Origin of the sequence: Corallincola spongiicola (assembly GCF_004284785.1) — a bacterium.
Taxonomy (GTDB): Bacteria; Pseudomonadota; Gammaproteobacteria; order Enterobacterales; family Neiellaceae; genus Corallincola; species Corallincola holothuriorum.
Genome location: NZ_SHLY01000002.1, coordinates 526,526 through 547,242, shown reverse-complemented (window position 1 = coordinate 547,242; position 20,717 = coordinate 526,526). Strand labels below are relative to the sequence as shown.

The 20,717-nt window shown below is 50.5% G+C and carries 20 protein-coding genes and 1 riboswitch; of the genes, 3 read left to right on the top strand and 17 right to left on the bottom strand.

Annotated features, from left to right (window positions below):
• Positions 1-55: 55 nt before the first annotated feature.
• Positions 56-1,531: a DUF2867 domain-containing protein gene (locus EXY25_RS08115; RefSeq protein ID WP_130566374.1), complete on the top strand. Its 1,476-nt coding sequence runs from the start codon at positions 56-58 to the stop codon at positions 1,529-1,531.
• Here EXY25_RS08115 and modC read toward each other — a convergent pair.
• The 16 genes from modC to moaA all read right to left on the bottom strand — a co-directional run bounded on the left by modC (position 1,485) and on the right by moaA (position 13,726).
• Positions 1,485-2,573, bottom strand: a complete 1,089-nt coding sequence (gene modC, locus EXY25_RS08110; protein WP_114337124.1) for a molybdenum ABC transporter ATP-binding protein — start codon at positions 2,571-2,573, stop codon at positions 1,485-1,487. The genes EXY25_RS08115 and modC overlap by 47 nt on opposite strands.
• Positions 2,570-3,259, bottom strand: coding sequence for a molybdate ABC transporter permease subunit (gene modB / locus EXY25_RS08105; protein WP_114337123.1), 690 nt, complete (start codon positions 3,257-3,259; stop codon positions 2,570-2,572). The genes modC and modB overlap by 4 nt, the downstream gene beginning before the upstream one ends.
• Positions 3,259-4,119, bottom strand: a complete 861-nt coding sequence (modA, locus tag EXY25_RS08100) for a molybdate ABC transporter substrate-binding protein (RefSeq protein WP_130566373.1) — start codon at positions 4,117-4,119, stop codon at positions 3,259-3,261. Before modA ends, modB begins: the two co-directional genes overlap by 1 nt.
• Positions 4,110-4,601 carry a molybdopterin synthase catalytic subunit MoaE gene (gene moaE / locus EXY25_RS08095; protein ID WP_130566372.1) on the bottom strand — a complete coding sequence of 164 codons (492 nt, stop codon included), beginning with the start codon at positions 4,599-4,601 and terminating at the stop codon, positions 4,110-4,112. Before moaE ends, modA begins: the two co-directional genes overlap by 10 nt.
• Positions 4,602-4,603: 2 nt before the next feature.
• A complete protein-coding gene (moaD, locus tag EXY25_RS08090; RefSeq protein WP_246019526.1) occupies positions 4,604-4,849 on the bottom strand; it encodes a molybdopterin converting factor subunit 1 in 246 nt (81 codons plus the stop codon).
• Positions 4,846-5,334, bottom strand: coding sequence for a cyclic pyranopterin monophosphate synthase MoaC (gene moaC / locus EXY25_RS08085; RefSeq protein WP_130566371.1), 489 nt, complete (start codon positions 5,332-5,334; stop codon positions 4,846-4,848). Before moaC ends, moaD begins: the two co-directional genes overlap by 4 nt.
• Positions 5,316-5,864 (bottom strand): molybdenum cofactor biosynthesis protein B, encoded by a 549-nt coding sequence (moaB, locus tag EXY25_RS08080; protein ID WP_114337119.1) that lies wholly within the window; start codon positions 5,862-5,864, stop codon positions 5,316-5,318. The genes moaC and moaB overlap by 19 nt, the downstream gene beginning before the upstream one ends.
• A 16-nt stretch (positions 5,865-5,880) precedes the next feature.
• On the bottom strand, positions 5,881-6,486 hold the full coding sequence (gene mobA, locus EXY25_RS08075) for a molybdenum cofactor guanylyltransferase (RefSeq protein WP_165419301.1): 606 nt from the start codon (positions 6,484-6,486) through the stop codon (positions 5,881-5,883).
• A gap of 142 nt (positions 6,487-6,628) precedes the next feature.
• A complete protein-coding gene (locus EXY25_RS08070) occupies positions 6,629-7,216 on the bottom strand; it encodes a cytochrome c3 family protein (RefSeq protein WP_114337117.1) in 588 nt (195 codons plus the stop codon).
• Between the two features lie 7 nt (positions 7,217-7,223).
• Complete coding sequence (locus tag EXY25_RS08065; RefSeq protein ID WP_130566369.1) at positions 7,224-7,688, bottom strand: nitrate reductase cytochrome c-type subunit; 465 nt, start codon at positions 7,686-7,688, stop codon at positions 7,224-7,226.
• A gap of 11 nt (positions 7,689-7,699) precedes the next feature.
• Complete coding sequence (gene napA, locus EXY25_RS08060; protein ID WP_207232128.1) at positions 7,700-10,195, bottom strand: nitrate reductase catalytic subunit NapA; 2,496 nt, start codon at positions 10,193-10,195, stop codon at positions 7,700-7,702.
• A complete protein-coding gene (locus tag EXY25_RS08055) occupies positions 10,192-10,497 on the bottom strand; it encodes a chaperone NapD (RefSeq protein WP_114337115.1) in 306 nt (101 codons plus the stop codon). The genes napA and EXY25_RS08055 overlap by 4 nt, the downstream gene beginning before the upstream one ends.
• Positions 10,490-10,996, bottom strand: coding sequence for a ferredoxin-type protein NapF (napF, locus tag EXY25_RS08050; RefSeq protein ID WP_130566368.1), 507 nt, complete (start codon positions 10,994-10,996; stop codon positions 10,490-10,492). The genes EXY25_RS08055 and napF overlap by 8 nt, the downstream gene beginning before the upstream one ends.
• A gap of 4 nt (positions 10,997-11,000) precedes the next feature.
• Complete coding sequence (locus tag EXY25_RS08045; RefSeq protein WP_420810803.1) at positions 11,001-11,180, bottom strand: periplasmic nitrate reductase, NapE protein; 180 nt, start codon at positions 11,178-11,180, stop codon at positions 11,001-11,003.
• Positions 11,181-11,550: 370 nt separating this feature from the next.
• Positions 11,551-12,387 carry a choice-of-anchor L family PEP-CTERM protein gene (locus EXY25_RS08035; protein ID WP_207232127.1) on the bottom strand — a complete coding sequence of 279 codons (837 nt, stop codon included), beginning with the start codon at positions 12,385-12,387 and terminating at the stop codon, positions 11,551-11,553.
• Positions 12,388-12,745: 358 nt separating this feature from the next.
• Entirely contained in the window at positions 12,746-13,726 is a 981-nt protein-coding gene (gene moaA, locus EXY25_RS08030; RefSeq protein WP_130566366.1) for a GTP 3',8-cyclase MoaA, read from the bottom strand.
• A riboswitch (molybdenum cofactor riboswitch) is annotated at positions 13,714-13,861 on the bottom strand. (Overlaps the previous gene by 13 nt.)
• Positions 13,862-13,965: 104 nt before the next feature.
• On the opposite strand from moaA, the gene narQ reads away from it, so the two are divergent.
• Together narQ and narL are read left to right on the top strand one after the other, a co-directional pair.
• Positions 13,966-15,726 (top strand): nitrate/nitrite two-component system sensor histidine kinase NarQ, encoded by a 1,761-nt coding sequence (gene narQ / locus EXY25_RS08025; RefSeq protein WP_130566365.1) that lies wholly within the window; start codon positions 13,966-13,968, stop codon positions 15,724-15,726.
• Positions 15,727-15,740: 14 nt separating this feature from the next.
• Positions 15,741-16,376 carry a two-component system response regulator NarL gene (narL, locus tag EXY25_RS08020; RefSeq protein ID WP_114337111.1) on the top strand — a complete coding sequence of 212 codons (636 nt, stop codon included), beginning with the start codon at positions 15,741-15,743 and terminating at the stop codon, positions 16,374-16,376.
• A gap of 59 nt (positions 16,377-16,435) precedes the next feature.
• Here narL and EXY25_RS08015 read toward each other — a convergent pair whose 3' ends face one another.
• On the bottom strand, positions 16,436-20,638 hold the full coding sequence (locus EXY25_RS08015; protein WP_130566364.1) for a PAS domain-containing protein: 4,203 nt from the start codon (positions 20,636-20,638) through the stop codon (positions 16,436-16,438).
• Positions 20,639-20,717: the final 79 nt, after the last annotated feature.

Below are 20,717 nucleotides of genomic sequence, written 5' to 3'. Positions count from 1 at the left end.
TGAGTCAGCATGCCATAGGACGATAGCCGGTTAACCAGCCAGATCAGGGTAAGTAATGGAAAACAACTCTTCTACACTGCAAGCGATGAATATTCTGGTGGTCGGCGCCAGTGGTTATGTTGGCCGTCATCTGGTACCCAAGCTACTGCAACAAGGCCATAAGGTACGCGTAAGCGCTCGCCGCGTCACCGAGCTGGTGGCACTGTTTGATCAACAGCCTGTCGATATCTGTCCCATGGATCTGTTACAACCCACCACGGTAACCGAAGCGTGTCGGGATATAGATATCGCTTTCTATCTGGTGCATTCGATGCAGGCGGGCGATGACTTTGCCGAACGCGACCGTCGTGCCGCCCATGTCTTTGGTCGCGAGGCCTCCCGCGCGGGTATTAAACAGATCGTCTACCTTGGCGCCCTCGCCCCTGAAGATACGCATTCGCTACACCTGCGCTCCCGTGCCGAAACCGGCGAAGCGCTGCGGGAAGGTGGCGTGCCCGTTACCGAGCTACGCGCCCCTATTATTGTTGGTGCGGGATCGGTGCCGTTTGAGGCGATCCGCGATATGGTTAACCACCTGCCAGGCATGCTGTTACCGACGGCCGTAAAAAACAAAAGCGCCCCTATCGCATTGGATAACTTACTTTTTTATCTGGTCGGTGTGATGGCCTGCCGTGAAGCCTATCAACAGATCTACGACGTTGCCGGGCCAGATACCATCAGCTACCTGCAGCAGATAGAGAAGTACGCGGCCGTTACCGAACAACGCTTTAAACCGCTGCCCTTTTTTCTGATATCTATTGCCATGGTGCGCTTTGGCATGCCGCTGTTTAGCTCTGCGCCTAAAGGGGTGATAAAAGCGCTGTTAGGTGGCCTTAAGCACGACATACTCGCGGACGATAAGGCGATCCGGAGGCTGCTACCCCAGCCGCTGCTCAGCTATGAGCAAGCCGTTGAAAAGGCGCTTGCAGATGAACAAAGCTGGCCGGCACCACTGACTTGGTTTCAGGGCAATATGGCGTTTCGGGAAGGCTGGCGCAATGCCGCCTTTTATGGCGACTGCTTGGTACTCAGCCATGAATCCGCTATGCCCGCTAAACCGATCTGGCAGGTACTGAGCAAAATAGGCGGCAAGCAACGCTTCTTCTTTATGAACTGGGTATGGGCGATCCGTGAATGGATCGACTTTTGTGTTGGCGGCCCCGGTCGGGATCTGGGGCGAGATACCGCAGACAAATTTGTCGTCGGCGAACGGGTAGACTCCTGGAATATTCTGCGGGTAAACGAGGAAAAATCTGTGCTGCTGGGCTTTGGCATGAAGGGCCCCGGCTCAGGCAATCTGGAGTTTCGCTTAGAGCCACTGCCTGACGGTGGCACCCGCATCACGATGCTCGCGTATTGGCACCCGGCGGGGTTCTGGGGGCAACTCTATTGGTACTCAATGATGCGCCCACACACATTCCTGTTCTGGGGCATGTTGCGTCGGATCAGCGCGCTGGCAGTGAAGCAACATCTGCGCTCGTCACCAGACTGACCGCTTTCACATAAGCGTAGATCGGATCGCCAAGTTTGATCTTTAACTCCTCGGCGGATCGTTCGGTGATCCTAGCCAGCAATTTCTGTTCGGCCAATTGCAGCCGCACCAACACCTGACTTTCTGCCGTACTATGTATGCCTATCACGGTGACCGAGAACCCATTGCGTAGGCTAGTGCCCTGCAATGTATCGCGGGAAAGAATAATATCCCGGCACATCAGGCGTAACGGCAGAGTTTCACCCGCAGCAGTGACCACCGCTTTGTCTGCGGGGATCTCTAATGGTTGGCCATCGACCATCAGATGCTGAGTATGATGCACAGGATCGTACTCCATCATCTGCGCCAGCAGCAGTGACGCCGCACTATCACGGTGGGAGATCTGTAGATCCGGACGAGAAAATAGCTCCGATGGTGAGCCTTGTGCCCGTAAGCAACCCTCATCCATCAACAAGATATGATCACACAGCGCACCCAGCTCCTGCTCTGAATGACTGACTAATAAAATCGGCAGCCGCGCTGATAACTGTTTCAGGTAGTGACCGATCACGCGCCGGTGGACTTGGTCGACCGCCGACAGTGGCTCATCTAGTAATAGCCAACGGGGATTCACCAACAGTGCCCGCGCTAACGCCACCCGTTGACGCTCGCCACCGGAAAGCTCGGTCACCGGTTTGTCTAACAGTGGTTCCAGCATCAACACGTCAAGCAACTCTGCTTTTTCTACCACCGCAGCATTGGCGAACGGTTTAGCCAGCGCCAAATTACCCGCCACAGTCAAATGAGAGAACAACGCACTTTCCTGTGGTACATAACCGACCTGCCGCGCTTCCACCCGCAGCGAGCCGCTCAGCCCTTGCCAAACCGCGCCAAAGGCTTCAATAGTGCCCTCTTTTTCAATCAGTCCGGCCAGCCACCGCAGCAGCGTTGTCTTACCCGCACCTGAACGACCAAACACACCACACAAGCCGCTTTCGGCCAGCTGGATTTCTTTCAGGCCCGAAGCTTCAGTCGTTTGATTTATATAACTAAAACTAATCATCTTGGCGCCTTATTACCAGCACGAAGCCAGCTATAAGTGAGACTCAGGGCCAGCAAAGAAAACAGCAGAAGGCCACCAGCCAAACGATGAGCGGCCGCATAATCGAGCGCTTCAACATGGTCAAACAAGACAATAGAAAGTACCTGCGTGGCACCGGGAATATTACCGCCAATCATCAGTACCACGCCGAACTCGCCCACCGTATGAGAGAACCCCAGCACACCCGCAGCACCGGTGGCACGTTTGGTTTGCGGCAAGATGATTTTAAAGAACCGTCGCAACGGCGACATACCCAAGGTGCGCGCCACCTCTAACTGACGTTGATCGATCGCCTGATAAGCCGCTTGCAGTGGCTGCACAATAAACGGCAGGCTATACAGCATGGAGCCGATCACCAAGGCAGAAAAACTGAACGCCAATGGCGTACCAAACAACGCCTGCCAATAGCTGCCGACAGGCCCTTGCGGGGCAAAAGCGACCAGCAGATAAAAACCTAAAACGGTGGGAGGCAAGATCAATGGCAAAGCCACAATCGCTTCTATCAATGGTCGATGCCAGCGCCGTGTATGGGCTAACCACCATGCCAACGGCGGACACAGAACAAGTAGCAACAGCGTGGTGACAGCTGACAGCTTCACGGTCAACCAAAGGGCTGCGATGTCTTGTGCTGAGAAGCCGAAATCCATTAATCCGCCCCGCGATGCAAAGCGGTAGAGGCAAAACTCGCGGCAGGATAAAAGCCATGTTCAGCAAGTACGTTTTGCCCTGCCCCCAACAAATGCTGCAAAAACTGTCGCGCTAATTGGGCTTTGCCTTTCTTAATCACGACCGCCTGATGCGCCAAGGGGGGATACAGCTCTTGAGGAATAACCAGGTAGTCATGCTCAACACCGCCCTGCAGTAACAGGGACTGCGGCAATAAGCCCGCAGCGATGTTGCCGCTAGCGACAAACTGATAGGCCTGCGATGCCCCGGCGCCACGCACCAGCCTTTTCTGCATGCTTGTCCACAGTCCTTGCCCTTGTAGCAGCGCTTTCGCCGCTTCACCGTAAGGCGCCGTGCGCGGATTAGCGATTGATAAGCGGGAAACGTCGTTAAGTTGTTTTAAGCGTGGCTCTCCACCTTTGTGGCTACCACCGGGCGGCCACCAAAACACCAGAATGCCGCGCGCATAGGTCAAACGACTGTCTGCATAAGCCAGCCCCCTGTCCACCAGCAGCGCTGGCCGAGCACTATCGGCAGACAAAAATAGGTCAAACGGCGCACCGTGCAGGATCTGGTTTGCCAACACACCACTGGAAGCAGAAGCTAACTGGATCTGAACATTGTGTCGTTGTGAAAATTCTGCCGCGATTAACTCTGCGACGGGACGAAAGCTGTTCGCGACAGCAATGATCAGGGTACGAGAAGCACCTGTAGAATTAACCGCTCCGCCTTGTGGCGTAGGATCGGCATGTACTGAAGTAAACAGGCTTAAAAGCAGAAACAGCGCCAAAATGCGGCAGAATACACTCACGGAAAATAGACGAGAAACGCTTAACTCCATCGTTTACTCGCCTCCTGATCACTTTGCCGCGCATCTACCCAGCTAGTTTTACCGTCAGCAGTCTCTCTCTTCCAGAACGGCGCTTCGGTTTTCAGAAAATCCATGATGAACTGAGCAGCTGAGAACGCAGCATCACGATGGGCACTGGCGACCCCCACAAACACGATCTGTGCGTTCAATGGCAGTGCGCCAATGCGATGGATCACCGTCACAGGCCCGAGCGGCCAGCGCGAACGGGCGCGTTCGACGATATCAGCCAACGCTTTTTCGGTCATGCCTGGATAGTGCTCCAAGAACAGCTCGGTCACTTTCGGCGCATCCTGCTCACTTAACTTGGCAAACTCACGCACTAAGCCAGAAAAAGTCACCACGGCACCGCAACTGGCACTACCCGCTAACCGCTGATACTCAGCGGCCATGTCAAAGTCATCATGCTGAACAGAGATATAAGTCTCTGCATTGATTGGTGCCGGCTCAGTCATGTTCACCCCCCAGTCACCGGAGGAAATAGCGCAATTTCATCACTCTCATTGAGCGGTGTTTGCCAGTCCGCCATCTGCTGGTTCACAGCTAACAATAATGCCGGTTGGCTCAATGCTATTTGCCATTGAGGGTGGTCAGCTATCAACTGTGCGCGCAACGCTTCCGCCGTTGCGCCCTGTGCCAGAGAAACATCGACCTCAGCGGTGCCTAAAGCATCTCGCAGCGAGGCGAAAAACAGCACTTTCATGATGCCTCCGCCACAAAGAGGCCAGACTTTCCGCCCTGCTTTTCTAACAATTTCAGATCTTCTATCACGATATCTTTCTGTACCGCTTTGCACATGTCATACAGGGTTAGCGCCGCTACAGATGCCGCTGTCAGCGCTTCCATTTCGACACCGGTTTTACCACTGAGTTTGCATAACGTCTGAATACGCACGCAGCTTTGCTGTTCGTCTGCATTGAGGTCCACTTCTACCTTGGTCAGCATCAGCGGATGACACAGAGGGATCAACTCCCAAGTGCGCTTGGCGGCTTGGATACCGGCGATCCGCGCGGTAGCAAACACATCCCCTTTGTGATGTTGACCAGACACAATCATGGCTAAGGTCTCTGGTGCCATCCGTACAACGGCCTGGGCACGGGCAATGCGTGTGGTGATCTGTTTCTCACTCACATCGACCATGTGCGCCTGACCGCTTTGATTAATATGGGTTAACCCCTGCTCGGACATGGTTCTACCTTCTCGCCAGTGGTTTTCAGGTGCATCACAAAGTTACATGGGCCATGACGCGCATCTAACTGCTCGGCTATGATCTTATTCCAACCGGTACGGCAGGCATTGGTCGAACCCGGCATACAGAACACCACGGTGCCATTAGCGAAACCTGCCAGCGCCCGAGACTGAATGGTTGATGTACCGATCTCATCGTAGGAGATAGCTCGGAACAGTTCGCCAAACCCTTCCACCGGCTTATCAAACAGTATCGACAGCGCTTCTGGCGTGGTATCTCGTGCGGTAAAACCGGTGCCACCTGTCACCAACACCGCTTGTATATGGTCTGATGCAATCCAGCTGGAGACAATCGCTCTTAATTGGTAGACATCGTCTTTAGCGATCTGACGATCCGCTAACTGGTGTCCTGCCTCAGTTAATGCATCAGCCAGAAATTGCCCTGAAGTATCATTTTCAAAACTGCGGGTATCTGACACGGTTAATACGGCGATATTCAGCGCCTTAAAAGTGCGGGCGGCATGGCTCATAACGGTTTGTAAACTCCTATTCTTCACTTAGCGCTTGTTGCAGCGCCCACTGCCATTGCTCTGGCGTATTGACGTTACTTAGTAGCTCTGGTGGATCAGGTAACGGCAACCAACGTTTTGGTAACCGCTCTAACAGTGCCCGCAGCGAACGTAATTTATGCTCGTGTTGATCTAGCAGGCAACGCAGATGTTCAATCAGGTGATCATCAAGTATCAAACGTAATGGAAAATATGCGTCTTGGTAAGCGACAGCAGGGATCTCTGCCGGCTGCTCCAGTAACTGGTGGATTGTACTTGGCGGCAACAGGGGCATATCCACGGGCACGACGACCATAAAGCCATATTGACCACGAAGTTGCTCGGCCACACTCAGTAAGCCGGCTAACGGCCCTTGAGAGATAACTTGACCAGCGGCGTCCGGAAAGTCGATAAGGTGCGGATAATCGGGATAATCTCCACTCACGAATACCTGCGCTAAACCTGCTTGCCGCAAGCGCCCGAGCATGCGTGCGACTAAAGGCTCGCCATGAAATTGCAGCAAAGCCTTATCTTCACCCATGCGCCGCGACTGACCTCCGGCCAGCACCACGCCGCAACAGCTTTCTGCATTAACCTCGGCCATTATTAGCTCTATCGAAGAGGGGCACATCTATTCCCAAAAACTTATGCCCAAAACATCATCCTACCCAAGAATGGGCCGCTTTCAAATGAAAACGGCGAGGCTTGGCCTCACCGTTTATCCCAACACTTAGACCATCAAGCCACTACCAGCCCTCGACACCCGACATATCCGGCAACTGATGGGCAATGCCTTTGTGACAATCGATGCAGGTTTTCTCACCCGATGCCAGCGAGGTGCTGTGCTGGGCTGACGCGCGTTGGCTCTGTTTAGTGAAGTCCATGTAATCAAAGTTATGGCAGTTGCGACACTCCAACGAATCATTCGCTTTCAGGCGCGCCCATTCATGTTGTGCCAGCTCTAAGCGATGTTCGAGGAATTTCTCCCGCGTATTAATCGTGCCAAACAAAGTCGCCCATACCTCTTTGCTGGCCTGCATTTTTCGGGCGATCTTATCTGTCCAGTTATGCGGTACATGGCAGTCGGGACAGGTCGCACGCACCCCAGAGCGGTTGGTAAAGTGAATGGTACTGCGCATCTCCTGATAAACGTTGTCTTCCATTTCATGGCAGCTAATACAGAAAGCTTCGGTATTAGACAGTTCCAGCGCCGTGTTGAAACCACCCCAGAAGATGATCCCAGCAATGAAGCCACCAACAGTGAGAAAGCCAAGACTGTAATGAACACTGGGGCGGGCCACGACCCGCCAGCATTTAATAATAAACTTCTTCATAGTGGCCTCATTTCACCTGTCCGGCGCTTTTCTCTTTCAGCACCAAATCCACATCCTTGAAGTCATTTTCAATCAAAGGCTTCACCTTATCCTGAGTGACGTGGCACTGCTGACAGAAATAACGGCGCGGAGAAACATCCGCAAGAAAGTTCCCGTCCCGATCCATAAAGTGGGTCACACTCACCATCGGCGCCTGACTTTCAGCGGTTCTCTTTCTCGAATGACAGCTAAGACATTTATTACTATTTAAATCAACCTGATAGCCATCAATCTTATGTGGAATGATAGGCGGCTGCATTGGATACGCCCGCTGTAACTTCACATCTTCGTTGACCACTGGCGCCATCATGGGTGGCTTACCCTGTTCAGTGAGTTCAGTGCTTCCCCTGAGGGTAGCCACTTCCACTTTGGCGACCACGGCACCTGCAATCAGCATGGAGAGCAGGGCAAAAGTTGCGATTAAAACTCTCATGATCCTCTCTCCTATGCTTTTTCTACACGAACAGCGCACTTTTTAAAGTCTGTCTGTTTCGAGATGGGGTCAGTGGCATCCAATGTCACTTTGTTAATCAGCTGCGTGGCATCAAACCAAGGTACATATACCAGCCCTTTAGGTGGCTTATTTCGGCCTCTCGTCTCTACCCGAGTTCTGATCTCGCCACGACGAGAAGTCACTTTCACTTCCTCACCGCGACGCACCCCAAGCGCCAGAGCATCGTCTGGATGCATGTAGCAAAGCGCATTAGGGACCGCTTTATGCAGTTCGGGCACCCGCTGCGTCATCGACCCGGAATGCCAATGCTCTAGCACGCGTCCGGTCGATAGCCATAATGGGTATTCTTTATCGGGAGATTCAGCCGCTGGCTCGTATGGCAGCGCAAAAATGATCGCGCGACCATCCGGCTTACCGTAAAACTCAAAACCTTTACCCGGCTTCACGTAAGGATCAGAGCCTTCCCGGAAACGCCAGAGCGTCTCTTTGCCATCAACCACTGGCCAACGCAGGCCTCGCTCTTGATGGTAAACCTCGTAGTCGGCCAAATCGTGCGCATGACCGCGACCAAACGTCGCGTATTCTTCGAACAAGCCTTTTTGCACATAAAAACCAAAATGTTTGGATTCTTGGTTTTGATACTCATCGCTGATCTGTTCCAGCGGGAATTTATCTACATTGCCGTTTCGGTACAGCACCTCATAAAGGGTTTTGCCTTTAAACTCTGGATTAGCGGCAAGCAGATCTGCTGGCCAAACCTCATCGGTGCTGAAACGCTTGGAAAACTCCATCAACTGCCATGTATCAGAGCGCGCCTCGCCGGGCGCATCAGTCAACTGATACCAGGTCTGAGTTCTACGTTCCGCGTTACCATAGGCGCCCTCTTTCTCAACCCACATCGCACTCGGTAATATCAGGTCTGCGGCTTCGGCTGTCACCGTCGGATATGCGTCAGACACAACGATGAAATTATCCGGATTACGATAAGCCGGATAGGTTTCTTCGTTCATATTGGCGGCGGCTTGCAAGTTATTGTTCACTTGGATCCAGTAAGCATTAATCTTGCTGTCTTTCAACGCGCGGCTTTGAGCCACCGCGTGTAATCCCGGCTTGGCAGGGATCAAGCCACTTGGCAACTTCCAAATATTCTCAGCGGTCGCGCGATGCTTAGGATTGGCCACGAGCATATCGGCAGGTAGGCGATGGCTAAACGTACCCACTTCACGTGCAGTACCACAAGCCGATGGCTGACCGGTCAGTGAAAATGGACTATTCCCAGGTGTAGATATCTTTCCAGTTAGCAGGTGAATGTTATAAATCAGGTTGTTACACCAAACCCCACGGGTATGTTGGTTGAAACCCATGGTCCAAAACGATGTTACTTTCGTTTTCGGATCAGCATACAGTTTCGCCAGCTTCTCTAAACTGGCTTCTGGTACACCAGAAAGTTTAGACACGTAGGCCGCGTCGTATGTACTGACAAACTTGGCGTACTCTTCAAAAGATATCTTGCTTGAACCACCCGCTTTTCCGGCGTTTTTAGCCTTTTTCTGCAGTGGGTGTTCGTCTCGCAAGCCATAACCAATATCATCGTTGCCCATATGAAAATTGGTATGCTTATCAACAAAGTCCCAGTTCACTTTGTCGTTCTGAATGATGTAGTTAGCGATATAATTTAGCATCGCCAAATCAGTTTGTGGCGTGAAAACCACCGGTATATCGGCCAGTTCAAAACTGCGGTGTTCGAAGGTGGACAGCACAGCCACTTTGACATGAGGTGCGCTGAGTCGGCGATCGGTGAGACGTGTCCACAAAATCGGGTGCATCTCAGCCATGTTTGAACCCCACAGCACAAATGCATCGGCAGCTTCGATATCGTCATAGCAGCCCATTGGCTCATCGATACCGAACGTACGCATAAAACCTGCGACTGCCGACGCCATACAATGGCGCGCGTTGGGCTCAATATTATTAGAGCGGAAACCCGCCTTCATCAGCTTGACGGCGGCATAACCTTCCATCACTGTCCATTGACCTGAGCCAAACATACCCACGCCCTCAGGGCCTTTCTCTTTCAAAGTTTGCTTAAACTTGTCAGCCATGACGTCAAACGCTTCGTCCCAGCTCACCGGTGTAAACTCACCCTGCTTATCATATTTACCGTTTTTCTTTCGTAACAACGGCTGCGTTAACCGATCCTTGCCATAGAGGATCTTTGACAGGAAGTAACCCTTAACGCAGTTCAACCCTTTGTTTACAGGCGATTTAATATCACCATGGGTGGCCACGACCTTACCGCCCTTAGTGGCAACATTGACACTGCAACCGGTACCGCAAAAACGGCAAGCCGCTTTTGACCATTTCAATTTAGTTTGGTCTGAGGCAGTGATCAGATTACTCGCACTCACAGGTAAGGTAATGCCTGCCACAGCCGCCGCAGTAGCTGCAGCATTGGCCTTAATAAACGATCGACGTGTCACTTTCATAGCGCTTCTTCTCCCACATTAACCGTGACAGGTAAGCTCTCTTCCTGCGCACTGGCATCATCTATCTGGTGAAACACCAAGCTGGTATTTAACACGCCTGGCAGTTCATTGATGTCTCGTATGGCATCTAGTACCGGATGCTCTGTTGCTGTTTCGAGGGTCACCACCATTTTTCCGGTATCGTTGTGGCCTTGGATCTCTAAGCCATGAATATTGGTTAACGCCGCCGAAATCGGGGTTAAGAATTCAGGCTTAAAATGCACCACCAAACTGGAGATATGAACAATATCTGGCTCACTCATTTAGAGCATCCTCTGGTTTAATCACTATCGCCGACGCAGGACAGGGTGCAACACAAGCACCACACCCAGTACACGCCTGCAAATCAATCTCTGGCTGCGCCTTGCCACCAACGTGCAAACGAAACGTAATCGCTCGTGAGTCGCATGGATCGCTGCAGCTTCGACAAAAAACACCTTGTAAAGACAAGCAGCTATCTTCTTGCACTTCTGCCCGATAATCCCACGCCTGTTGATCCTCTTGTCTGCTCAGTGCGTCGGTCTGACATGCATCAACGCAATCACCACAAAACGTACATTCAGCAGCAGAAAAATCGACTTCAGGAAAACCACCGCTACCGATTTTAATCAGACCTGTGGGACACGCATCTAAACAGTCACTACAACGGGTACACAGATCTGTGAATAGATGCTCCGCCTGTCCCCATGGTGGACGCAAAGGTTGAGAAAGGCGTTCCGACTGACGGAACAATGCACGCCGGGCCAAGTTAACCGTGGTCATCTACTTACGATCCAGGAGGGCCCATCAACAGTTGTGAAAACCAGATAGCGAAGCCATAGGCGGTAACCAAACCCACAGTAATGGCTGGCGCCAACACCACAGTAAGGAAAAGGAACATGCGCCACTCCCAGCGTTTTTGCTGCTCTGGCGATGGTTGCTCTGTCATATTCTGAGATTCAGTCACAAATGCTCCCACTTGTTAATCTCCATTAAGAGTAACCGCTATCAGATTATTTGCCGCTATCCCTAAAGAGATAAATGATTGGACAAAGAAGCACCACATCAGCATTCTATGATCCTCATCAAAATCAGCCACCTAGCATCCATCATTGTTGAAAAAATGGGCGATAGATAACAGTTTTCTAAAGAAAGCTTAGACCAAACAGGAGGGATAGCGACTTGTCGCAGATTGCCATAGCGCCAAGGATGGCTCAGAGTAAAAATGCAAAACAGGGAACGAATTAGAAGAAGTAGAGCGCTTACCTTAGTTTTTCAACAAAACGAAAGCGCTCTGTTCGCATATCAAGCTGTTAATTGTTGCGAGTTGCTTAAGCTTATGACTTACGTAGTCTACGACCAAGCATCATCAGCAACCCTGATCCCAGTAAGAACAGTGGCGCAGGCTCTGGCACGTCAACAGGCTGATCAGAAAAGCTAGCAGCCTGGATGAATACACCCGAATCCAGCGCTGAATCACCCGCATCAGCAATAGCCAATGTGATGCGATAGGTTTCACCGATCACCAAACCGCTAATGCTAGCGGTCAGCATGTTAGTAAAGCCATCGTATTCAAATGCAAATTCACCAGCTTCATTACTGTTGTAGTAATTAGAATTGTCTTCATCATTGATGGTATTGATACTCACCGGAATATCAGTGTTAGGAATAACAGCAATGTTTTCTGATTCAAAAATAAATGCAAAAACATCGTTATATGAATCAACAAATTCGCTGTACTCTTCAGAACCGAAGGCATAGTTAAAAAATGCAGAATCTTTATCGCTGGTAAAATCAAACGACAGCAGGGCCGCATCATAGGTCTGCTGACCACTTAAAGTTGACAAAAAAGCATCGCCAGCAGTACCGTTTGACACACTGGTTGCATCAGAGTTGTTGGTCGTTCCGTTAACAGAGTTCGCAGCACCTGTCGTCAACACGATACCAGAATCAAAGCCCAAGCCTGACGCTAAACCATCGGTAAAGTAACCTGAAGCACTATTGGCCCCTGTATAGGAAGCGTTAGAAATAACAACGCCATCACCAGCCAAAGACTGAGCCATGTTATCAGCACTATCAAAATCAGTGATAACCATGGCAGAAGCCGAACCGGCGAATATCGACAGTAACGATGCACCAATCAGAGATTGCGTAAAGGTATTCATTTTCTTCATCATATTTCCCTATAAAAACTAAAAATAGCCACTGACAGCGGCTGAAGAATCATTCCATTTGATACTGATGACATAACTAAAATCAGATAATAAACAATTTCTTATGCTCAAAAAGAGCGCATTAATCAAACTCCACTTACCCAGCAGTTGGAATGACACCATTTTGAAGCAATAAACAAGCCAAAATCACAATCGCATGTATTTAAATAACTTTTACGTATTATGTATAACTAAAATATATTGTAACGTAAAATTTGCAGACACTTTAACGGCAGGGTTTATTACTCAGCAATGCTATTTGAAAGCACCAATATTCAATGAGTTAGACCGAAAACAGAATAATAGTAGGAGTCAAGCTTCAACCGCCTATTGAAGCCAAATGAGGGGTACTGCCTGCATCTCCTTGATGCAAATAGTGAGTTTCACGCTTGGTCTGTAAGGCGGATTGTAATCTAGCGATTAACTCATCCTGTTGCTCATCTGCGGCTAAAAGGTCACGCAACTCTACACCGCCTTCTCCGAACAGACACAAATGAAGTTTGCCTTGTGCCGACACCCGCAATCGATTGCAGCCTGCACAGAAGTCTTTACTGTAAGGCATGATCAAACCCAGTTTGCCCGCATAATCAGGATGCCAAAAACGTTCTGCAGGTCCGGCGTCTTTCTCTCGCAAAACCGATTGCCAGCCTTGCTGCAACATCCGCTGTTTGATCTGCTCTCCGCTCATGTGGTGCCGTTCAAAAAACTGATCCATTTCACCCGTTTGCATCAATTCAATAAACCGCATCTCCACTGGGCGGGTCTTTATCCAGTCTAGAAACTGATCCAGCTCTTTGCCGTTTAAGCCCTTAAGCAACACGCTGTTCAGTTTGACCTGCTCAAACCCGGCATCAAGCGCCGCATCAACCCCGGCCATCACCTCATGAAACAGGTTCTCTCCGGTGATTTGATGAAACATCTTCGGATCAAGACTATCGACGCTGACATTCAGATGGGTCAGGCCAGCATCACGCCACTCTTGCGCATGCTTTGCTAAACGATATCCGTTTGTCGTCAATGCAACTTTGGTTATCCCTGGCGTATCTGCCACCGTGCGTAACAACTCAGTAAAGTCTTTACGCATGGTCGGCTCGCCACCAGTAATACGCACCTTTTGCGTTCCCAACGCGGCGAATGCGCGGGTAATACGCGCCACTTCTGCTTGAGTAATAAAGTAGTTCCGCCCGTTAGGGCGATAGCCATCAGGCAAACAGTAAGTGCAACGAAAGTTACACACATCTGTTATCGATAGGCGCAAATAGTAAAATTGACGGCCGAAACCATCTTCAAGTTGAGTCATGGGCACCTTTCCAAGCATGGGAGGCTGACGCATTTCTACGGCAACCCTGGTGGCGAAATTGCCACGGCCCCCACTCCTTATTACTCAGCCACAGCGGAAAACTTAGGGCGAGAGGGCTCGGTGTCTGCACAGTTGTGCATATTCAAGTCTACCTCATAAACACCGATTAGGAACAATCACCCCTAAGTGGTAATTTGAACTAAATTCGAAACCTATGTTGATTTGTATCAGGTAATTGGATGACCAAAACACTGCAAGACATTGAAACACAACCATCTGTTCCGAAACATTCACTGACTCGGGTGATCAGCCGCACCATGACACTGATGGTAGTAATGGCCGCACTCGCTATCTCAGTGTCGATACTTACCCTGTTACAAAGCCATTCTGACGCCCGTGCGATTAATGTCTCTGGTTCATTGCGGATGCAAAACTACCGCATGGCCTACAGTATCGAAACCAAAGCGCCAGAAGCAGAGATCCAAGCCAAAATAGTGGCATTTGAACACTCACTGCATGAACCCGCCTTAGCCAAACTATTAGACCGCAACACACCACCGCCACTAAAACGTAAATACCAAGCGATCCTTGATGAGTGGCAAGTGCTTAAAGCACACCTCACTGACCCGACAAAGCGGCCGCTGTATTTGGCAGAAGTAAAAAGCTTTGTCGACCGTATCGACAAACTGGTGTTTCTACTGCAAAGCCACCTAGAAGACAAAGTGGCTATGTTGGTGCTATTTGAAGCGATCTGCTTGCTGGTACTGCTTGCCACGGCCGTCTTTGCCATACGCTTCGTCAGCAATCAGGTGGTACAGCCGCTTAAATTACTGCTTCATGCCGCCTATCAAGTGAAGCGTGGCGATTTCTCTGTGAAAGTGAAAACAGGTAAAGCCGACGAGCTGGGTTTGCTGTCTGATGCCTTTAACGACATGGCCGCGGACCTGGCCAAGCTGTACGAAGACCTAAACCAGAAAGTGGCAGAGAAAACTGAAAAGCTACACTTGGCCAACAACACCTTATCAGTACTGTTTCAGTGCTCGGAAGCTGTGCATGTCAGCCATGTTGATGATGCCCAGATCACTGAGCTAATGAACAAAATCATCGACAACACCCGTATCAACGCGATGCAAGCCACCATTAATCCACAGCTGGCCCACGCGCTGCGAGACAGAAGTAGCGTAGGCGATATGACCGTAGGCGGGCCAAGGGTCTGTTTTGCCCTTTACATAAACGACATATCGCTGGGGCATCTGGAATTAATCTCAGCTGAAGAGTTGGATGAAAATGAACTACGATTGATGTCTACCTTCAGCCGGCTGATCTCAAAAGTGTTGCACGTAGAGTTATTGCTGCAGCAAGAGCAGCAGCTTTTGCTGATGGAAGAGCGTTCGATTATCGCCCGCGAGCTGCATGATTCGCTAGCTCAATCTCTCTCTTATCTGAAGATCCAATTAACACTACTGCGACGCGCGACCCAGGACGTCGAAGGCCCAAGCAGTGCAATTATGGCGGATCTGAATACCGGCCTAAACTCTGCTTATCGGCAACTGCGCGAACTGCTCAGTACGTTCCGCCTATCGGTGAAAGATGACAACCTAAAAACAGCCATCAGTACCGTGCTCAAACAGTTACAGCCTCAAACCGAGGCGCAACTGCAACTGGATTATCGCGTATCTGAATACCCACTACCTCCCCATCAGTACATCCACGTGCTACAGATTGTTCGCGAAGCGGTGATAAACGCCATCAAACATGCTGATGCTAAACAGATTTTTGTGCGCTGTGTTTATGACGGCGAAGGTAAGATCGACATTCAGGTAGAAGATGATGGCAAAGGGATCGGCGGTGAAGTACCAAACAAGCTCCACCACTACGGCGTGGCGATCATGAAAGAGCGCGCGGAATCCCTCGATGGTGAGTTGGAAATTGCAAATAAGCCTGACGGTGGTACTTTAGTGTCGCTCTGTTTTCCAGCGGTTGGTAACAGCGTCACGTAAATAAGGGAGAAGTGATGAGTAGTCAGATGCATCGCGTATTAGTCGTAGATGATCATCCATTGATGCGCAAAGGCGTTATCCAATTGCTGGCATTAGATGAAGCATTTCAGTTAGTTGGCGAGGCTAGCAACGGTGAAGAAGCGGTTGCATTAGCACTGCACCGACGCCCAGACCTTATCTTGCTCGATCTGAATATGAAAGGCATGAGCGGCTTAGACACCCTCAAGGAGCTACGTGCAGAGGGCGTAGACTGTCATGTCATCGCTTTAACCGTCTCTGATGCCTACGAGGATGTCATCTCCATGCTCAGCCAAGGCGCTAATGGTTATCTGCTAAAAGATATGGAGCCAGAGCATATGCTGAGCTCTTTGCGTTTGGCTGCCAATGGTGAGCAAGTGCTGAGTAAAGAGATCGCGGGCTACCTGCTAAAACGGCCACAGGCGGAACAGACCCCGAAAGATGAAAAGCTCAGTGCTATCACCCGTCGGGAGAGCGAGATCCTGGCGCTTATCGCCAAAGGCAACAGTAACCGCGAGATTGGCGAGACGCTGCATATCTCAGAAGGGACAGTGAAAGTTCATGTTAAAAGCCTACTGAAAAAACTAGGCATGAAGAGCCGAGTTGAAGCTGCGGTATGGTTTTTAAGTTGATTGCAATTAAGCCCACCAGACTCTGACCATCAGGGTCTGGTAAATCGGCTTACAACAGCTCAACTAGATAAGCCCGCCAGTAACTTATCAGCCACCAGCAGCGCTTGTTCATAATCAAAGCTATCAATATGTTGTCGCAGTAACTCAAAATCCTCTTGTTGCTCAGGCAACGCTGTCGCTAGCTGATCCAGCTCGTCATCAGCGATAAAGTCATTGTCTTGCAACTTCTGCCGCAGGGTTTGCCACAGTAGCGCAACATCCACCTCGTTGGTCTGCTCATCAGGGAGCGATGCAGGTACAGATTGCTCCAGCTGCAACCGCTCAATTTCAGCCATCACATCCGCAACCGCTTTCGTCAGATCATCGAACGCTTGCGCTGTGGCAGCATTCTGTTGTCCATAATTGGCTTCAAATACAGCGGATCTCGCCGCCAACTTGGTCATTCCTAAGTTTGCCGCGACCCCTTTTAGCGTATGCGCAACCCGTTCAGCTTCTTGCCAATTCTGCTGCTGTTCAAAAGCGCGGAGCCGACCTACAACCTCTTGATAATCACGGGCGAATATATCCAGAGTTGAGTGCCATGCCTTCTTATTGCCGGACATCTGGCGTAAACCAAAATCAGCATCGAGCACAACCTCCTCAGCCTCCCTAGAGGGGCGATCACCAGCGCCCGCTTCAAGAGAAGAGGCCAATGCGCGATCCGGATCTATCCACAACGCTAATGTGCGGTATAGATCTTCTTGCAGTACCGGTTTCGAAATATGATCGTTCATCCCAGAAGCAAGACACTTTTCACGATCACCGGCCATGGCATTGGCCGTCATCGCGATGACGGGAAGTTCGGCAAACCGGGGTATTTTCCGCAGCGCCCTCGTCGCCTCATAGCCATCTAATACCGGCATCTGTACATCCATCAGCACGGCATCAAATTGGTGCTTATCTAACAGTGTCAGCGCTTCCTGACCATGATTCGCTATGCTGACATCGATCCCGACCAATCTCAGCATCTCCTGCGCTACCTGTTGATTAATCTGATTATCTTCAACCAACAAGACCTGCTTATTATGCAAAATATCTCTCAATATACGGTCGTCGGCGTAACTTTCCAGCGCACTCTCTTCTACCAAAATTTCGTTGCTGCCACGGATAGTAAAGAAGAAAGTCGAGCCTTTATCTGGCTCACTTTGCACCCAGATCTCCCCCCCCATCATTTCGACGAGACGGCGAGAAATTGTTAATCCCAAACCGGTACCACCGTATTTACGCGTGGTGGACGAATCCGCCTGCGTAAACGCTTTGAAGAGCTGCTCACACTGTGCTGCTGAAATGCCGATCCCCGTGTCGGTAACAGCAAACTGCAAATACGTTTCCGCCTCACTGCCACGTAGGTTCGTCACCTTGATAGAGATACTACCCTCGGAGGTAAATTTCACCGCATTGTTAATCAAGTTAATCAAAACCTGGCCAATACGAAGGGAATCCCCCATCATCCGATCCGGCACATCTTGACCAATATCGACATTCAGTTTCAGGCCTTTCTCCTGGATTTTTAACTGCACGACACTGGAAGCATTTTCAATCACATCTTCGACATAGAATGGCGCATCTTCCAGATCCATCTTGCCAGCTTCAATTTTGGAGAAATCAAGAATGTCATTGATGATATCGAGCAGGCTATTGGAAGCCCCCCAAATTTTACTGACATAATCTTTTTGCCGCTCATCCAACGGCGTACTTAGCGCCAATTGCGATAAACCAAGGATCGCATTCATTGGTGTACGAATTTCGTGGCTCATATTGGCCAGAAATTCACTCTTAGCGCGATTGGCTTTTTCAGCTTCCTGTTTCGCTCCAAGCAGGGCTTCATTGGTGTGCTTTAACTCGGATGTGCGCAGCCTGACGCGATCTTCAAGCTCTTCATTCAGGCGATACAACTGATCCTGGGCATGGCGACGTTGCGTGTCATCCATCATAAAGCCCTCTAACGCCTGCAGTTTGCCATTCTCATCAAATACACCGGCACCCTGTTCCCATAACCAACGGTAGCTGCCGTCAGCATGGAGAATACGATACTCAACGGTGTACTGTTCGCGCTTCGCTACCGCGCCCTGCACTTCCGCCCAAACACGATCGCGATCCTGCTGATGAATAATCTCACTGAACTGGCTATCGCCACCCATCACAAAACGTTCAGTGGCGTAGCCGGTCACTTTATGAAATGCAGGACTCAGGTATTCCATCGTCCAATGGGTGTCATTGGCACAACGGTAGGCAATGCCCGGCAAGTTACTCATCAAGAGTGAAACTTTGCGCTCACTTTCCCGCATCGCTTCCTCAACCGCTTTGCGGCTAGTGATGTCGATGTGGGTGCCCACCATACGCAGGGCTTCGCCCTGCTCATTGCGCTCGGTGACAGAGCCTCGAGCGAGGATCCAGCGATATCCCCCCTGCTTGGTACGCATGCGAAATTCACGCTGATAGTTACGCAGTTCGGGGTTATCAATCACCGCCTGTACAGCTTCGAATGTCGCGTCACGATCATCGTCATGCATTAGGTGGGAAAAGGTTTCCAAGACATTAGGCAGTTCGCCAGGCTGGTAACCCAACATGCCATACCAGCGAGGACTAAAATAAACCTCCCCGGTTTGTATTTGCCAGTCCCAGATACCGTCATTAGATGCTGTCATCGCTAAATTAAGTCGATGCTCACTTTCCAGCAACGCTTCCTGAGAAAGCTTCTGTTCAGTGATATCCCGTATGGTCACCAACACCAATTTAGCCTGTTCCAACTCTATGGGGCTCAAGCTGATTTCAGCAGGAAACATGGCGCCGTTTTTACACATGGCTAAGATATCCAGTCCTGCGCCCATGGTTCTCATTCTGGGATCGGCAAAATACTGGGCCATCCACGAGCTATGCTGAACCCGCCGATTAAACGGGATCAACATTTCCACTGAGCCGCTCACCAACTCGTCATGACGATATCCGAAACGTTGGATCGCACGCTCATTGGCTACGGTGATCACCCCCTCATGGTTAACCACCAAAATGGCGTCTGGGGACGCCTCCAACAACGCACGTCCTTGCTGTTCGGCACGCGTCATTAACTCAAGTTCAGCGGTGCGTTGCCCCAACACATCTTCAAGTTGCAAATTACTGTCGTTCAACTCCCGATTGAGCTTGGTCATGGAGTCAGCCATCTGGTTGAACGTATCTGCCAGCAGTCGCACTTCCAATGCTCCCGTGGCTGTCACTCGCTGGTCGTAATTCCCTAGTTTGATACCCGCAGCGACCTTAGTCAGCCCCAGCAACGGCTTCGTTACCCGGCGTACAACGATAATGATCAGCAACAGTGCCAGTGGCAAAACCGTGCCCGCGATAATCAGTAACCGATTTGTCATCGCGGCGTGTGATGCAAATGCTTCCTCGTGATTAAGGGTAACAACCAACCCCCAATCCGCTTCCGCCAGATAACGAACGGCAGCAACGACTGGCAAGCCGTGGTAGCCCGTCGCTTGTTCAATAAACTGTTCTTGCCCGGCTAACGCCAACATTTCAGGCGAACTTTCATCATCGCTGGCGATCTCAACCAGCACTTTGCTGGGAACAAAACGTCGGGGAGTGAGGTAAACAGGCTTGCCTTCTTTGTTGTAACTAATGACTAAAGTCTCACCGCTTTCACCTAAATGACTGTAGTCAGAGCTGACATTAAAAACGCCACTGACACGGCTATGTACCAAGATCACCCCTAAAAAATCACTTTCCAGCACCAATGGCGCACTAAGTAAATTTAGGATTAAGCCACCTTCCCGCTCATAGATACCGGTTTGCACCCGGGAGGAACCGATGATAAACGCCCGATGCTCTGCCATATTCCGTCCAATCAGCCCCTCATTTGAGCTGGCTACCAGCCGGCCCTTAAGGTCGAGAACAGACACAGCAAACAGATCAGGCAAAGTGAATTGGGCATCTTTGAGGATACGACGGATACGGATCAGCTCTTGCGTATCCCCCGTGTTGTTATAGGTCAGCAAAGAGCGACGCAACTGGGTGCGGCTGGCGATCAATGCAACTCGCTCCCGGCTTTGACGCAGATACGCTTCAATGCGCTTCGCTTGAGAATCGGCGAGCGTACTTAACCGCAGTTCGGTTTGTTCAAGTAGCGCTTCACGGTAGGCTGCCGCAGTTAACAGCCCCACAGACACCAGTGACAGCAGCACGATACTGCCAACCCCGAACAGGAATAGATTCCTTAGTTTCATCTTGCCGTTATCCCAGACATAAAACTCCCTGTGCAATAGCGCACGGCATCTATCATGCTAGCAAATCAATAGCAAAAGG

Bases quoted from the DNA above. Each gene is read 5' to 3' on its own strand.
- EXY25_RS08115 (WP_130566374.1), top strand. From the start codon at position 56: ATGGAAAACAACTCTTCTACACTGCAAGCGATGAATATTCTGGTGGTC.
- modC (WP_114337124.1), bottom strand. From the start codon at position 2,573: ATGATTAGTTTTAGTTATATAAATCAAACGACTGAAGCTTCGGGCCTG.
- modB (WP_114337123.1), bottom strand. From the start codon at position 3,259: ATGGATTTCGGCTTCTCAGCACAAGACATCGCAGCCCTTTGGTTGACC.
- modA (WP_130566373.1), bottom strand. From the start codon at position 4,119: ATGGAGTTAAGCGTTTCTCGTCTATTTTCCGTGAGTGTATTCTGCCGC.
- moaE (WP_130566372.1), bottom strand. From the start codon at position 4,601: ATGACTGAGCCGGCACCAATCAATGCAGAGACTTATATCTCTGTTCAG.
- moaD (WP_246019526.1), bottom strand. From the start codon at position 4,849: ATGAAAGTGCTGTTTTTCGCCTCGCTGCGAGATGCTTTAGGCACCGCT.
- moaC (WP_130566371.1), bottom strand. From the start codon at position 5,334: ATGTCCGAGCAGGGGTTAACCCATATTAATCAAAGCGGTCAGGCGCAC.
- moaB (WP_114337119.1), bottom strand. From the start codon at position 5,864: ATGAGCCATGCCGCCCGCACTTTTAAGGCGCTGAATATCGCCGTATTA.
- mobA (WP_165419301.1), bottom strand. From the start codon at position 6,486: ATGGCCGAGGTTAATGCAGAAAGCTGTTGCGGCGTGGTGCTGGCCGGA.
- EXY25_RS08070 (WP_114337117.1), bottom strand. From the start codon at position 7,216: ATGAAGAAGTTTATTATTAAATGCTGGCGGGTCGTGGCCCGCCCCAGT.
- EXY25_RS08065 (WP_130566369.1), bottom strand. From the start codon at position 7,688: ATGAGAGTTTTAATCGCAACTTTTGCCCTGCTCTCCATGCTGATTGCA.
- napA (WP_207232128.1), bottom strand. From the start codon at position 10,195: ATGAAAGTGACACGTCGATCGTTTATTAAGGCCAATGCTGCAGCTACT.
- EXY25_RS08055 (WP_114337115.1), bottom strand. From the start codon at position 10,497: ATGAGTGAGCCAGATATTGTTCATATCTCCAGTTTGGTGGTGCATTTT.
- napF (WP_130566368.1), bottom strand. From the start codon at position 10,996: ATGACCACGGTTAACTTGGCCCGGCGTGCATTGTTCCGTCAGTCGGAA.
- EXY25_RS08035 (WP_207232127.1), bottom strand. From the start codon at position 12,387: ATGAAGAAAATGAATACCTTTACGCAATCTCTGATTGGTGCATCGTTA.
- moaA (WP_130566366.1), bottom strand. From the start codon at position 13,726: ATGACTCAACTTGAAGATGGTTTCGGCCGTCAATTTTACTATTTGCGC.
- narQ (WP_130566365.1), top strand. From the start codon at position 13,966: ATGACCAAAACACTGCAAGACATTGAAACACAACCATCTGTTCCGAAA.
- narL (WP_114337111.1), top strand. From the start codon at position 15,741: ATGAGTAGTCAGATGCATCGCGTATTAGTCGTAGATGATCATCCATTG.
- EXY25_RS08015 (WP_130566364.1), bottom strand. From the start codon at position 20,638: ATGAAACTAAGGAATCTATTCCTGTTCGGGGTTGGCAGTATCGTGCTG.